At 61.6% G+C, this 13047-nt stretch carries 13 protein-coding genes (1 of these 13 running past the window's edge); 11 read left to right on the top strand and 2 right to left on the bottom strand.

Translation table 11 applies throughout. From position 1 onward, the window contains the following. Nucleotides 1-1084, bottom strand: partial view of an acyl-CoA dehydrogenase gene (locus BV82_RS01295; protein WP_010222582.1) — the 5' portion only. It extends 98 nt beyond the left edge of the window; 1084 of the gene's 1182 nt are visible here — the first part of the coding sequence; its start codon is at nucleotides 1082-1084; its stop codon lies beyond the left edge, outside the window. Between the two features lie 160 nt (nucleotides 1085-1244). On the opposite strand from BV82_RS01295, the gene BV82_RS01290 reads away from it, so the two are divergent. The 10 genes from BV82_RS01290 to BV82_RS01245 all read left to right on the top strand — a co-directional run bounded on the left by BV82_RS01290 (nucleotide 1245) and on the right by BV82_RS01245 (nucleotide 11016). After that, the gene (locus BV82_RS01290) at nucleotides 1245-2171 is read left to right on the top strand and encodes a LysR family transcriptional regulator (protein ID WP_036995333.1); all 927 of its coding nucleotides are present in this window, start codon (nucleotides 1245-1247) and stop codon (nucleotides 2169-2171) included. A gap of 406 nt (nucleotides 2172-2577) precedes the next feature. Then, entirely contained in the window at nucleotides 2578-3699 is a 1122-nt protein-coding gene (locus tag BV82_RS01285; RefSeq protein WP_010222584.1) for a Re/Si-specific NAD(P)(+) transhydrogenase subunit alpha, read from the top strand. Nucleotides 3700-3710: 11 nt separating this feature from the next. Beyond that, entirely contained in the window at nucleotides 3711-4043 is a 333-nt protein-coding gene (locus BV82_RS01280; RefSeq protein WP_010222585.1) for an NAD(P) transhydrogenase subunit alpha part 2, read from the top strand. A 2-nt stretch (nucleotides 4044-4045) separates the two neighbouring features. Further along, a complete protein-coding gene (locus tag BV82_RS01275) occupies nucleotides 4046-5482 on the top strand; it encodes an NAD(P)(+) transhydrogenase (Re/Si-specific) subunit beta (RefSeq protein ID WP_010222587.1) in 1437 nt (478 codons plus the stop codon). 178 nt (nucleotides 5483-5660) lie between these two features. Continuing rightward, nucleotides 5661-7154: an acetyl-CoA hydrolase/transferase family protein gene (locus BV82_RS01270; protein WP_010222588.1), complete on the top strand. Its 1494-nt coding sequence runs from the start codon at nucleotides 5661-5663 to the stop codon at nucleotides 7152-7154. A 318-nt stretch (nucleotides 7155-7472) separates the two neighbouring features. Continuing rightward, nucleotides 7473-7688, top strand: a complete 216-nt coding sequence (locus BV82_RS01265; RefSeq protein ID WP_010222590.1) for a DUF1127 domain-containing protein — start codon at nucleotides 7473-7475, stop codon at nucleotides 7686-7688. Between the two features lie 296 nt (nucleotides 7689-7984). Beyond that, the gene (locus BV82_RS01260) at nucleotides 7985-8302 is read left to right on the top strand and encodes a DUF2388 domain-containing protein (protein WP_010222591.1); all 318 of its coding nucleotides are present in this window, start codon (nucleotides 7985-7987) and stop codon (nucleotides 8300-8302) included. 117 nt (nucleotides 8303-8419) lie between these two features. Continuing rightward, nucleotides 8420-8713, top strand: coding sequence for a DUF2388 domain-containing protein (locus BV82_RS01255; protein WP_010222592.1), 294 nt, complete (start codon nucleotides 8420-8422; stop codon nucleotides 8711-8713). A 27-nt stretch (nucleotides 8714-8740) separates the two neighbouring features. Further along, nucleotides 8741-9061 (top strand): DUF2388 domain-containing protein, encoded by a 321-nt coding sequence (locus tag BV82_RS01250; protein WP_010222593.1) that lies wholly within the window; start codon nucleotides 8741-8743, stop codon nucleotides 9059-9061. Continuing rightward, nucleotides 9058-11016, top strand: coding sequence for a DUF7844 domain-containing protein (locus BV82_RS01245; protein ID WP_010222594.1), 1959 nt, complete (start codon nucleotides 9058-9060; stop codon nucleotides 11014-11016). Before BV82_RS01250 ends, BV82_RS01245 begins: the two co-directional genes overlap by 4 nt. Here the strand turns inward: BV82_RS01245 and BV82_RS01240 are convergent, their stop codons facing one another. Next, nucleotides 11017-11418 (bottom strand): GFA family protein, encoded by a 402-nt coding sequence (locus BV82_RS01240; RefSeq protein WP_036995323.1) that lies wholly within the window; start codon nucleotides 11416-11418, stop codon nucleotides 11017-11019. A 303-nt stretch (nucleotides 11419-11721) separates the two neighbouring features. On the opposite strand from BV82_RS01240, the gene BV82_RS01235 reads away from it, so the two are divergent. Further along, nucleotides 11722-13029, top strand: a complete 1308-nt coding sequence (locus BV82_RS01235; RefSeq protein ID WP_010222596.1) for a CitMHS family transporter — start codon at nucleotides 11722-11724, stop codon at nucleotides 13027-13029. Nucleotides 13030-13047 lie beyond the last annotated feature (18 nt).

Here is a 13047-nt window from a genome sequence, read left to right as displayed (position 1 = left end):
GGTGACGGGCAACGCCGAACTCGTCCGAGATACCGTTGCCACCCAGCATGTCGCGAGCCATACGGGCGATGTCCAGGGCCTTGCCGCAGGAGTTGCGCTTCATGATCGAGGTGATTTCGACCGCAGCGGTGCCCTCGTCCTTCATCCGGCCCAGGCGCAGGCAGCCTTGCAGCGCCAAGGTGATTTCGGTCTGCATGTCGGCCAGTTTCTTCTGGATCAGCTGGTTGGCAGCCAACGGGCGACCGAACTGCTTGCGGTCCAGGGTGTATTGGCGCGCGGTGTGCCAGCAGGCTTCAGCGGCGCCCAGGGCACCCCAGGAGATGCCATAGCGTGCGGAGTTCAGGCAGGTGAACGGACCCTTCAGGCCGCGCACATCCGGGAAGATGTTCTCTTCGGGCACGAACACGTTGTCCATGACGATTTCGCCGGTGATGGAAGCGCGCAGGCCGACCTTGCCGTGAATCGCCGGGGCACTCAGGCCCTGCCAGCCCTTTTCCAGGACGAAGCCGCGGATGTCGCCAGCATCATCCTTGGCCCAGACCACGAACACGTCGGCAATCGGGCTGTTGGTGATCCACATCTTGCTGCCGCTCAGGCGATAGCCGCCGTCGACCTTCTTGGCGCGGGTGATCATCGAGCCCGGATCGGAGCCGTGGTCGGGTTCGGTCAGGCCGAAGCAGCCGATCCACTCGCCGCTGGCGAGCTTGGGCAGATACTTCTGCTTCTGCGCCTCGGTACCGAATTCGTTGATCGGCACCATGACCAGGGAGGACTGCACGCTCATCATTGAGCGGTAGCCGGAATCGATACGCTCCACTTCCCGGGCAATCAGGCCGTAGCACACGTAATTCAGGCCGCTGCCGCCGTATTGCTCGGGGATGGTTGCGCCAAGCAGGCCGACTTCGCCCATCTCGCGGAAGATCGCAGGGTCGGTCTGCTCGTGACGGAACGCTTCCAGCACGCGCGGGGCCAGCTTGTCCTGGGCGAACTGATAAGCGCTGTCACGCACCATGCGCTCTTCTTCAGTGAGCTGTTGGTCGAGCAACAGCGGGTCGATCCAGTTGAAGCTTGCTTTACCGGCCATGAGCGAATCCTCGAGAAATGGGACCAGAGTTGTTGTGCATTGATCCTAGGCCCGTTCAGGCGACGAGACAAACGAGGATTGCGCATGCTCTTGTGATAATTTCTCACTTCGTAATGGTCACAAAGGCCATCTTTACGCCTTATTAGTGAGGTTGATGTACATGCGGCGCAAGATCCCCAGTACCGCGGCCCTGGTCTGCTTCGAGGCAGCCGCCCGCCACGAGAGCTTTACCAAGGCTTCCCAGGAGCTATCCCTGACCCAGGGCGCCGTATGTCGGCAAATCGCCGGGCTGGAGGAGTTTCTTAATGTCGAACTGTTTCGCCGCTCCCGCCGCGGGGTGAAGCTCACCGAAGCCGGGCTTTCCTATAGCCGCCGGGTCGCCACCCAGCTCGATGCGGTGGAGCGCGACACCTTGTCGGTGATGGGCCAGCAGGGCGCCAACGTCATCGAGCTGGCAGTGGTACCAACCTTCGGCACCCAATGGCTGCTACCGCGGCTAAAGGACTTCCAGCAGCGCCACCCCGAGGTCACGGTCAACCTGACCAACCGCACCCGGCCGTTCCTGTTTGCCGATACCAGCTTTGACGCGGCGATCTACTTCGGTGACGCCGACTGGTCGGGCACCGAGTCCCATCGGCTGATGGGCGAAAATCCGGTGCCGGTGTGCAGCCCGGCGCTGCTGGCTGACAACCAGCAACTCACACCCGAGCAGATCGCCCAACTGCCACTGCTGCAGCAGACCACCCGGCCCTACGCCTGGCGCCAGTGGTTCAACAGCCTGGAAATGAGCGTCGCCCGCGACATGACCGGCCCGCGCTATGAGCTATTCTCGATGTTGGCACAGGCTGCCATGCACGAGATGGGCGTGGCGCTGATTCCACCCTTCCTGATCCAGCGCGAACTGGCAGAGGGGCGCCTGGTAGTGGCCAGTCCGCACGCGCTGTCGAGCATCAAGGCTTACTACCTGATGATCCCCGAGCGCAAGGTGGAATCCGCTTCGCTGCGGGCCTTCCGCGACTGGTTGGTAGGGGAGGCGAGCCGCTACGCTGCAGCCCATAAGGATGACAGTTATAACCTGACCCCGTAGTCAATTAAATTGAAACCCTACAGATATAAGGAAATGTCGCATTTTCACCAACTGTTTCAGACAGCCCCGCGAAAGCCCTTAACCCTGCTGTTTATGCGGCTTTCACAGCATAAATCGCGCTTTGCGCCAGGCATTCAGCAAATTCGGCGGAAAATTTTCAATTTTTACCGTAATCTCCCTGAAGCCCGCGTTTGGCGGGCTCCAGGCCTGTTCTTGCGACATTCGGTCACAGGGTGACTTGTAGTTTGATTGCCGTCACCCTTCAAAACTGGTTGAAGCGATTCAGGAATCACCTGCAAAATGCCGCGCCCCGCCTGAATTCGGCGGGATCGTGCTGATCGGCCGCCCCAACGCACCATCCGCAGTGCGCTGGTTTACCAACAAAAGATCACGCAGGAGAAATGACGTGCACATTGGTGTTCCTCTCGAAACGCAGACGGGCGAAACACGGGTTGCTGCAACCCCGGAAACCATCAAGAAACTGATTGGCCAGGGGCATCAGGTCACCGTCCAGAGCGGCGCCGGCATCAACGCCAGCGTTCCGGACAGTGCCTATGAAGCAGCAGGCGCCACTATTGGCAGCGCTGCCGATGCGTTTGGAGCTCAGCTGGTTCTGAAAGTTGTAGCCCCTGACGATAGCGAACTGGCCCAGATCAAGAGCGGCACCGTCCTGGTGGGCATGCTCAATCCATTCAATAACGAAACCATCGCCAAGATGGCCGAGCGCGGCATTACCGCCTTTGCCCTTGAAGCCGCGCCGCGCACCTCGCGGGCACAAAGCCTCGATGTGTTGTCGTCGCAAGCCAACATTGCCGGTTACAAGGCCGTCTTGCTGGCCGCTCACCACTATCCGCGCTTCATGCCGATGCTGATGACGGCCGCCGGGACCGTCAAGGCTGCCCGCGTGCTGATCCTCGGTGCCGGTGTCGCGGGGCTGCAGGCCATCGCCACGGCCAAGCGCCTGGGTGCGGTGATCGAAGCGTCGGACGTGCGTCCGGCGGTGAAGGAGCAGATCGAATCGCTGGGCGCCAAGTTCATCGATGTCCCTTACGAGACCGATGAAGAGCGCGAGTGCGCCGAAGGTGTCGGCGGCTATGCGCGGCCCATGCCGGCCAGCTGGATGCAGCGCCAGGCCCTGGCGGTGCACGAGCGCGCCAAACAGGCCGATATCGTCATTACCACCGCACTGATCCCCGGCCGCAAGGCACCGACCTTGCTCAGCGCCGAAACCGTGGCGCAGATGAAACCTGGCTCGGTGGTCATTGACCTGGCCGCGGCCCAAGGTGGCAACTGCCCGCTGACCGTCGCTGACCAGGTGGTGGTGGAGCAGGGCGTGACCATCGTCGGCCCGACCAACCTGCCAGCCCAGGTCGGCGCTGATGCCTCGGCCCTGTATGCACGCAACCTGCTCGACTTCATGAAGCTGCTGTTCGACAAGGACGGCGCGCTGACGATCAACCTCGAAGACGACATCGTCGCCGCGTGCCTGATGTGCCGCGACGGCCAGGTCATCCGCAAGAACGGATAAGGAGCCAGACAATGGAAGACATGCTGATCTCTCACAACGTCTATAACCTGATCATCTTCGTGCTGGCGATCTATGTCGGTTACCACGTGGTCTGGAACGTCACCCCGGCGCTGCACACACCGCTGATGGCGGTCACCAACGCCATCTCCGCCATCGTCATCGTCGGCGCCATGCTGGCCGCCGCGCTGACCGTCACGCCGCTGGGCAAGACCATGGGCACCCTCGCGGTGGCCCTGGCAGCGGTCAACGTATTCGGTGGTTTCCTCGTCACCCGGCGCATGCTGGAGATGTTCAAGAAGAAAGCCCCAGGCAAGGGCGCAGCGAAGCAAGAGGGGCAGAAGTAAACATGAGCATGAACCTGGTAACACTTCTCTACCTTGTCGCCTCGGTGTGCTTCATCCAGGCGCTCAAGGGCCTGTCGCACCCGACCACGTCACGGCGCGGCAATCTGTTCGGCATGCTCGGCATGGCCCTGGCGATCATCACCACCATCGGCCTCATCTATAAGCTGGGCGCAGAGCTGGCTACCGATGGCATCGGCTACGTGATCGTCGGCCTGCTGGTCGGCGGTACCGCCGGCTCGATCATGGCCAAGCGCGTTGAAATGACCAAGATGCCCGAGCTGGTTGCCTTCATGCACAGCATGATCGGTCTGGCGGCAGTGTTCATCGCCGTTGCCGCGGTGGTCGAGCCGCAATCGCTGGGCATCGTTGCCAGCATCAGCGACCCGATCCCTAGTGGTAACCGCCTGGAGCTGTTCCTCGGCGCCGCCATTGGTGCGATCACCTTCTCAGGTTCGGTCATTGCCTTCGGCAAGCTGTCGGGCAAGTACAAGTTTCGCCTGTTCCAGGGCGCACCGGTACAGTTCAGCGGCCAGCACAAGCTGAACCTGATCCTCGGCCTTGCCACCATCGGCCTGGGCCTGATGTTTACCTTCACCGGCAGCTACAGCGCCTTTGCCCTGATGCTGATCCTGGCGTTCGTCATGGGCGTGCTGATCATCATCCCGATTGGCGGCGCCGACATGCCGGTGGTGGTGTCGATGCTCAACAGCTACTCGGGCTGGGCTGCGGCGGGTATCGGCTTCTCGCTGAACAACTCAATGCTGATCATCGCCGGCTCCCTGGTCGGTTCGTCCGGTGCGATCCTCTCGTACATCATGTGCAAGGCGATGAACCGCTCGTTCTTCAATGTGATCCTCGGCGGTTTCGGCGGCGCGGCAGAAGCGGCCGGCCCGGCTGGCGCCAAGGAAGCCCGTCCGGTGAAATCCGGTTCGGCCGATGACGCGACCTTCCTGCTCAGCAACGCCGACACCGTGATCATCGTTCCTGGCTACGGCCTGGCAGTAGCGCGCGCCCAGCACGCACTGAAAGAGCTGACCGAGAAACTAACCCACAACGGCGTGACCGTGAAGTACGCGATCCACCCGGTAGCGGGGCGCATGCCCGGGCACATGAACGTACTGCTGGCCGAAGCCGAAGTGCCGTACGACCAGGTGTTCGAGATGGACGACATCAACTCCGAGTTCGGCCAGGCCGACGTGGTCCTGGTGCTGGGCGCCAACGATGTGGTCAACCCGGCGGCGAAGAACGATCCGAAATCGCCGATTGCCGGCATGCCGATCCTCGAAGCCTTCAAGGCCAAGACCATCATCGTCAACAAGCGCTCGATGGCCAGCGGCTATGCCGGCCTGGATAACGAACTGTTCTACCTGGACAAGACCATGATGGTCTTCGGCGACGCCAAGAAGGTCATCGAAGACATGGTCAAAGCGGTCGAATAAGCCGTTCAATCCGCTGTGACAAATAGCCCCAGTGCGGTACCGGCTGGGGCTTTTTCATGCCCGGCCAGCCGACAGAAGGCTCTATTTCAGGGCTTCGCATTCGACCTTGGTCGCGGGACGAAGCCAGGCGAAAACACTAGACTGCGCATCTAGCTTTAGTAGCCCGAGATAACAATCCATGTACCGTGATCGTATCCGCTTGTCCTCCCTGCACAGCAAGGTAATGAGTGCGGCTGATGCCGCTGGCCTGATCGAGGACGGCATGACCGTCGGCATGAGCGGTTTTACCCGTGCCGGTGAAGCCAAGGCCGTGCCCCATGCACTGGCCGAACGCGCCAAGCAGTCGCCCCTGAAAATCAGCCTGATGACCGGCGCAAGCCTGGGCAACGACCTCGACAAACAGCTGACCGAGGCCGGTGTACTGGCCCGTCGCATGCCGTTCCAGGTCGACAGCACCCTGCGCAAGGCCATCAACGACGGCAAGGTCATGTTCATCGACCAACACCTGTCGGAAACCGTCGAGCAGCTGCGCAACCAGCAGCTCAAGCTGCCGGACATCGCGGTCATCGAAGCGGTCGCCATCACCGAGCAAGGCCACATCGTGCCGACCACCTCGGTGGGCAACTCGGCCAGCTTCGCGATTTTCGCCAAACAGGTGATCGTCGAGATCAACCTGGCGCACAACGCCAACCTGGAAGGTCTGCACGACATCTATATCCCGACCTACCGCCCGACCCGTACGCCGATCCCGCTGGTAAAGGTCGATGACCGCATCGGCAGCACCGCGATCCCGATCGACCCGGCCAAGATTGTCGGTATCGTCATCACCGAGCAGTCGGACTCGCCGTCCACCGTGCTGCCGCCAGACGACGAAACCCAGGGCATCGCCAACCACCTGATCAACTTCCTCAAGCAGGAAGTGGACGCCGGGCGCATGACCAACAAGCTCGGCCCGCTGCAGGCCGGCATCGGCAGCATTGCCAACGCGGTAATGTGCGGCCTGATCGATTCCCCATTCGAAGACCTGACCATGTACTCCGAAGTACTGCAGGACTCGACCTTCGACCTGATCGACGCCGGCAAGCTGAGCTTCGCCTCGGGCAGCTCGATCACCCTGTCGACCCGTCGTAACGCCGACGTGTTCGGCAACCTGGAGCGCTACAAGGACAAGCTGGTCCTGCGCCCGCAGGAAATCTCCAACCACCCTGAAGTGGTCCGCCGCCTGGGCATCATCGGTATCAACACTGCCCTTGAGTTCGACCTGTACGGCAACGTCAACTCCACTCACGTCTGCGGCACGCGGATGATGAACGGCATCGGTGGCTCGGGTGACTTCGCCCGCAACGCGCACCTGGCGATCTTCGTCACCAAGTCGATTGCCAAGGGCGGGGCGATTTCCAGCGTGGTGCCAATGGTCAGCCACGTCGACCACACCGAGCACGACGTCGACATCCTCGTCACCGAGCAGGGCCTGGCTGACCTGCGCGGCCTGGCGCCACGCGAACGTGCCCGGGTGATCATCGACAACTGCGTGCACCCGGATTACCGCGACGCGCTGAACGACTATTTCACCCGCGCCTGCGAACGCGGCGGCCACACGCCGCACATCCTGCGCGAAGCCCTGGCCTGGCACGAAAACCTGGAAGAAACCGGGCGCATGCTCGCCAGCTGACCTGCACAGTGACCCGCCGGTTGTGTGCAATGCCAACCGGCCGGGCAACTGATTTATTTATCCAGGCAAAAACTGTTCTACTGTACCGGTGATTTCACCGCCTTTTTCCGCTTCGTCATCCCTCTCTTGATCAAGAATGCACCATTTCAGTGCCGACCAGTACAGTTGCGCCTATTCTGAGTGCAACAGTCGCTTAAAACAGTTAACTGGCCCATCACAATGTAGGTGAACTGTATCTACTGTTATGGACGACAGAGGAGGATCATTGGCATCAGTTAAATCACTACCTAATGCCGCCACAAGCGGAAGGATGACATCATGGAACGTACCCTCAGTTCCGATCTGGTTTTCGAAAACACCGCCGAACAATCCAAGGCCTCGCTGCCACTGCGCCTGCTGGCCAACCTGATGCTGTGGCAACGCCGCATTGCCAGCCGCCACCAACTGGCTCGCCTGGATTCGCGTCTGCTGGCTGACGCCGGTATCAGCGAAGCACAACGCTACGAAGAGCTGAGCAAGCCGTTCTGGCGTTAATGCAGGGCTCGCCGGCCAAGGCCGGCACCTCGAATTCCCCAAAACCCGTCGCAGGTGACTGCTGACGGGTTTTGTCGTTTAAAGGCCCGGGCTAGAGCGGCTGACGCCACGACATGTACAGTTTTACATTTAAAAAATACGACCAGTACAGTTGATAAATCTTGCGATGACGTGGTCCAACCCTCAGGTTCCTATCGCGTGATACCCTTAGCGTACCCAGCTTGGTAAAAAGTAGCGCAACAAGCTGAGTGTGCGTCTGACATAAGAACCACCAAAGCCTATCCAGGAGATCGACCATGTTCCATTCACGCTTGTTTGGCGCCGCGCTGCTGCTGGCCCTGGCTTCCACTGCCAACGCCACCAGCTTTGTCGTCACCACCGATACCGTCGTTCGTGGTGTCGCCGCCTCCACTGATGCCACCTCCGACGTGTCGTCCTCCTTCCGTGACGACAAAATTGTCCAGGCCGCTCGTGACGACGCGGCCAGCTTCGTTGCCAGCCACGGTGATATCCGCGGTGCGAAACTGGAAAGCGCTTTCGCCCATATTCGCCAGCAGACCCCAACGCTGCAGGCCAGCGACGCGCAACTGGCACAGGCCATCCTGGCGCTCTGAAGTCGCTCGCTTCCGGCAGCATGTAACACCATGCAACCAAGCCGGGCCCTCTGCGCTGGTCCTCACCGGCGCATTGGGATAGCCTTTGGCGCTTGATTCAGCTGCCGTTCGAGACCCATGCGTTATCTGTCATTGCTGTTGCTCGTGTCCTGTTGGTGTGGTGCCGCCCTGGCGCTGGACCTGACCACCAACAACCTTGTCGTCAGTGGTTACGTCACCAGCAAAGTGACCTCAGTGCCCTTCGATCGCAAATTGCTGCTGGCCGCCCATGACGATGCTGCGGCCTTTGTGGCCAGCGATGGCCAGTGGCGGGGCGCTCGCCTTGAGGCGGTATTGAACCGGCTGCGTCAGGCCAACCCACAACTTCATGCCAGCGACCTTGAACTGGCGCAGGCAATTCTCGTCCAATGATTACTTCTGTTCTCCCGGAGATGCTCCATGCGTAACCCGCTGATTGCCGCCACCCTTGGCCTTCTGTTGCTGGCCGATGTAGCCCAGGCACAAACCCTGGTGGCCACCAGCAACATTATCGTTCGCGCCTTTGGCCGCTCGATCGACTTCACCTCCGACACCACCACTTCGATTCGCGATTCCAAAGTCGTGCGCGAAGCCCGTGACGATGCCGCCAGCTATGTCGCCAGCCGTGGCGAGATCCGTGGCGCGCAGCTAGAAGCGGCCTTCGACACCCTGCGCCAGCGTGTTCCAGAAGCACGCCAGGCCAGCGACCAGGTCCTGGCTGAAGCCATTCTCGCCCTGTGAAACCGCTACGTGCCTGGCTGCTGGGCTGCTTGCTGACACTGTTCGGCAGCCCGGCACTGGCCGACCTGCAGCTGGTGCTGCAGGCCGATGGCCTGAGCCCGCAACAACAGCGGGCCAGCCAGGCATTGCTGGATGAAGCCCTGCAGGCACTGCCGCCGAGCTTCAAGACCCGCCTTGACCGACGCATCCAGGTCAGCTGGAGCAGCCGCATGCCAGAGGACGCCTATGGCCAGGCGTCGCTGGTCTCCACCCTGGAGCTCAACAGCCGCCTGCTGCCAGGCCTCACCGATGGCAGCGCCGCCACGCAAAAAACCAGCCGCCCCCATGGCAGCGTACGCCAGGAACTGCTGGCCACCGTCCTGCATGAACTGACCCACATTTATGACCGCGCCCGCCTATGGCAGGGTGCGCAGCGCCGGCTGATCACCCAGTGCAGCCGGCAGCAGAACAGTCAGGGCAAAGTCGGTCTGCCCGAGCAGTGCCGTGGCCAGACCGAACGCCGCTTCACCCTCAGCGACGACCCGCGCCTGCTCGACCTGGCCGGCTGGCAGCAGTATGTAGGCCGTCGCGGCGAGCGTGAGCAGCACAACCGCCAGGTGGCGCGCAGCCCCGACAGCTATGAACTGAGCAGCCCCAAGGAATTCATTGCGGTCAACATGGAGTACTTCCTGCTTGACCCCAGTTTTGCCTGCCGGCGCCCGGCCCTGCAGGCTTACCTGAAGGGGCATTTCGACTGGGCGCCCGAGCATCCGCCATGCCCGAGCGCATTGCCATTTCTCAACGCTGGCAATGACTTTGCCAAATCGCCGCTGGGCGAGATCGACCCCGAGCGGGTCTACGCCGTGGATTACCTGCTGGCCGAAGCCAACCAGAACTGGGTCAGCCGCTGGGGCCACAGCATGTTGCGCCTGGTGATCTGCGCCCCGGGGCGCCCGCGCGGGCCGGACTGCCGCCTGGACCTGGACCAGCACCTGGTGCTGTCGTACCGGGCCTTCGTCAATGACGTGCAGCTGTCGAGCTGGGACGGTTTGACCGGCGCCTATCCGTCGCGGCTGTTCGTCTTGCCACTGGCACAGGTGATCGACGAGTACACCAAGACCGAACTGCGCAGCCTCGCCTCGATCCCGCTCAGGCTCAACCGCGACGAACTGGAAAGCCTGGTGCGCCAGGCCGCCGAGATGCACTGGAGCTACGACGGCAACTACTACTTCCTGTCCAACAACTGTGCGGTCGAAACCCTCAAGCTATTGCGCAGCGGTACCGCCAACCCACGCCTGAACGATCTGGACAGCATCGTCCCCAATGGCTTGCTCGAAGTGCTCGAAGGCCGTGGCCTGGCGGATGTCAGCGTACTCGACGACCCGCGCGAGGCCTTGCGCCTGGGTTACCGCTTCGACTCCTATCGGGACCGTTACCAGGCGATGTTCCTGGTGTTGAAGAAGCAACTGCCGATCCAGCAGAACAACGTGGAAGCCTGGCTGGAGCAGTCCGCCGAGCAACGCCAGCAGTGGTTTGCCCAGGCTGATCTGCGCACCAGCGCGGCGTTGCTGCTCCTGGAGCAAGCCAGCCTGCGCCGGCAACTGTTGCTGGCCCAGGACGAGGTGAAACAACGCTATCTCACCGGGCGTGAGCTCAACGACGCCAGCGTCGGCAAGGCTAACAACACCCTGCAGCAGATCCTCGCCAACAGCGGTTTTCTCAGCCGCCCGGCAGAACTGCTGGGCAGCAGCGGTTACGGCCTGCCCCAGGCCAGCGAGCGCGAAAAGCTGCTGAGTGCAACCAGCCAGCGGCAAAAACAGCTGCAAACCCTCAGCGCCGACCTCGACAAGGAGGTCCGAGCCTTGCTCGGCCCGGCCCGTGCGGCTGAAATCAAGGCGGTCGAGGCCAACATCAAGCAGGTGGGCGAACACTTGCGTGCGCTGCACAAGGCCGGCGGCGGCCTGCAACTGCCCTGATCACAGGGTTTCGCCGTGCTCCGCAGGCAACTGTTCATCCAGATGCAGCCAGGGCAGGCGGCTGTCGATCCAGATGTGCCGGTTCGGCGGCGCCAGTTCGGGCTGGTCGAGCGTGGTGACCGTGACATCGATGCTCTGTGGGCTCAGATCAGTGGTCAGCGCCACATGGGCACCACAACGGCTACAGAAATAGCGCACGCAACTGGCCGACGAGTCGTAGCGTTGCGGCGTGCCGCTCAACCATTGGAAATCATCGCAATCCACCGTCAACCAGGTGATCAGTAAACCACCACTGACCCGACGGCAAACCGAACAATGGCAGTGGGCAACATCCGTCAATGGACCTTGAATCCGGTAGCGCAGGGCGCCGCAATGGCAGCCGCCTTCGTACGAATCACGCATCGCTCCCTCCTGATACCTACTGGCCGATAGCCAACAATGCACCTCTCGTCGGCTTTGGGCCAGCGAAAGCTGGCTGAAAGCTTCCCGCCTTAGAATTGCCCCACTACCGGCACAAGACCGGTCAGCCAGGGCCCGGTGTGTTGCATGCGGCGCCCGGCCCAATTAACAACAACAATGGTGATACTGATGCTTTCCTACGCCCGCCTCCCAGCAGCAATCCCTCCGCTACTCCACGCGCCGCGCCCCGTGCGCTGATCCGCCCGAATCGTTCTTCCTTCGACGCGCTACGCCTGGAGTACTCCCATGCTGACCTTCCTCGGCTTTGCCATGGTCATCACCTTCATGTACCTGATCATGACCAAGCGCCTGTCGGCCTTGATCGCGCTGATCCTGATACCGATCCTGTTCGCCCTGTTCGGTGGTTTTTCCGCCAAGATCGGCCCGATGATGCTCGAAGGCATCAGCAAACTGGCGCCGACCGGGGTCATGCTGATGTTTGCGATCCTGTATTTCGCCCTGATGATCGACTCCGGCCTGTTTGACCCTGCCGTGCGCAAGATCCTCAAGCTGGTCAAGGGTGATCCGCTGAAAGTCTCGGTCGGCACCGCAGTACTGGCCCTGGTGGTGTCAATGGATGGCGATGGCGCCACCACTTACATGATCTGCGTGGCAGCCATGCTGCCGCTGTACAGCCGCCTGGGCATGAGCCCACGGATCATGGCTGGCCTGATCATCCTCGCCGGCGGCATCATGAACATGACCCCCTGGGGCGGCCCGACCGCTCGCGCCGCCAGCGCCCTGCATGTCGACCCGTCAGCGATCTTCGTACCGATGATTCCAGCCATGCTCGCCGGTGTCGTCGCCCTCCTGGCAATTGCCTATGCGTACGGCAAGCGTGAACGTGCGCGCCTGGGTGAACTGCACCTGCCGGGTGATGAAATCGATCACAGCGAAATCAGCGTTTCGCAGTTCCCGGACGCCCGCCGCCCTAAACTGCTGTGGTTCAACGGCGCCCTGACCGCTCTGCTGATGGTCTCGCTGATCATGGGCCTGCTGCCGTTGCCGGTGCTGTTCATGATCGCCTTCAGTATCGCCATGATCGTCAACTACCCGTGCCTGCAGCAGCAGAAAGACCGCATCGCCGCCCATGCCGGTAGCGTACTGGCAGTGACAGGGCTGATTTTCGCGGCGGGCATCTTCACCGGCATCCTCTCCGGCACCGGCATGGTCGATGCCATGTCCAAAAGCCTGTTGGCGGTCATCCCGGATGCGCTGGGCCCTTACCTGGCGGTCATTACCGCGATCGTGAGCATGCCGTTCACCTTCTTCATGTCCAACGACGCCTTCTACTACGGGGTCTTGCCGGTGCTCTCGGAAGCAGCCAGCCATTACGGCATCTCGCCGGTGGAGATGGCCCGCGCGTCGATCGTCGGCCAGCCCGTGCATCTGCTCAGCCCGCTGGTACCCTCTACGTACCTGTTGGTGGCCCTGGCCGGCATCGAGTTCGGCGATCATCAGCGCTTCACCTTGAAGTGGGCAGTGCTGATCTGCCTGTGCATAATGCTCGCCGCGCTGCTCATGGGAATTTTCCCCCTGTTCAGTAGCCTATAAAACAACAGAATCACCTAA

Origin of the sequence: Pseudomonas donghuensis (assembly GCF_000696345.2) — a bacterium.
Classification (GTDB): domain Bacteria; phylum Pseudomonadota; class Gammaproteobacteria; order Pseudomonadales; family Pseudomonadaceae; genus Aquipseudomonas; species Aquipseudomonas donghuensis.
This window is presented reverse-complemented; position numbering and strand designations above follow the sequence as displayed.

Excerpts from the sequence above, each read along its gene's own strand:
- BV82_RS01290 (WP_036995333.1), top strand. The coding sequence starts at position 1,245 with ATGCGGCGCAAGATCCCCAGTACCGCGGCCCTGGTCTGCTTCGAGGCA.
- BV82_RS01280 (WP_010222585.1), top strand. The coding sequence starts at position 3,711 with ATGGAAGACATGCTGATCTCTCACAACGTCTATAACCTGATCATCTTC.
- BV82_RS01275 (WP_010222587.1), top strand. The coding sequence starts at position 4,046 with ATGAGCATGAACCTGGTAACACTTCTCTACCTTGTCGCCTCGGTGTGC.
- BV82_RS01270 (WP_010222588.1), top strand. The coding sequence starts at position 5,661 with ATGTACCGTGATCGTATCCGCTTGTCCTCCCTGCACAGCAAGGTAATG.
- BV82_RS01265 (WP_010222590.1), top strand. The coding sequence starts at position 7,473 with ATGGAACGTACCCTCAGTTCCGATCTGGTTTTCGAAAACACCGCCGAA.
- BV82_RS01260 (WP_010222591.1), top strand. The coding sequence starts at position 7,985 with ATGTTCCATTCACGCTTGTTTGGCGCCGCGCTGCTGCTGGCCCTGGCT.
- BV82_RS01255 (WP_010222592.1), top strand. The coding sequence starts at position 8,420 with ATGCGTTATCTGTCATTGCTGTTGCTCGTGTCCTGTTGGTGTGGTGCC.
- BV82_RS01250 (WP_010222593.1), top strand. The coding sequence starts at position 8,741 with ATGCGTAACCCGCTGATTGCCGCCACCCTTGGCCTTCTGTTGCTGGCC.
- BV82_RS01240 (WP_036995323.1), bottom strand. The coding sequence starts at position 11,418 with ATGCGTGATTCGTACGAAGGCGGCTGCCATTGCGGCGCCCTGCGCTAC.
- BV82_RS01235 (WP_010222596.1), top strand. The coding sequence starts at position 11,722 with ATGCTGACCTTCCTCGGCTTTGCCATGGTCATCACCTTCATGTACCTG.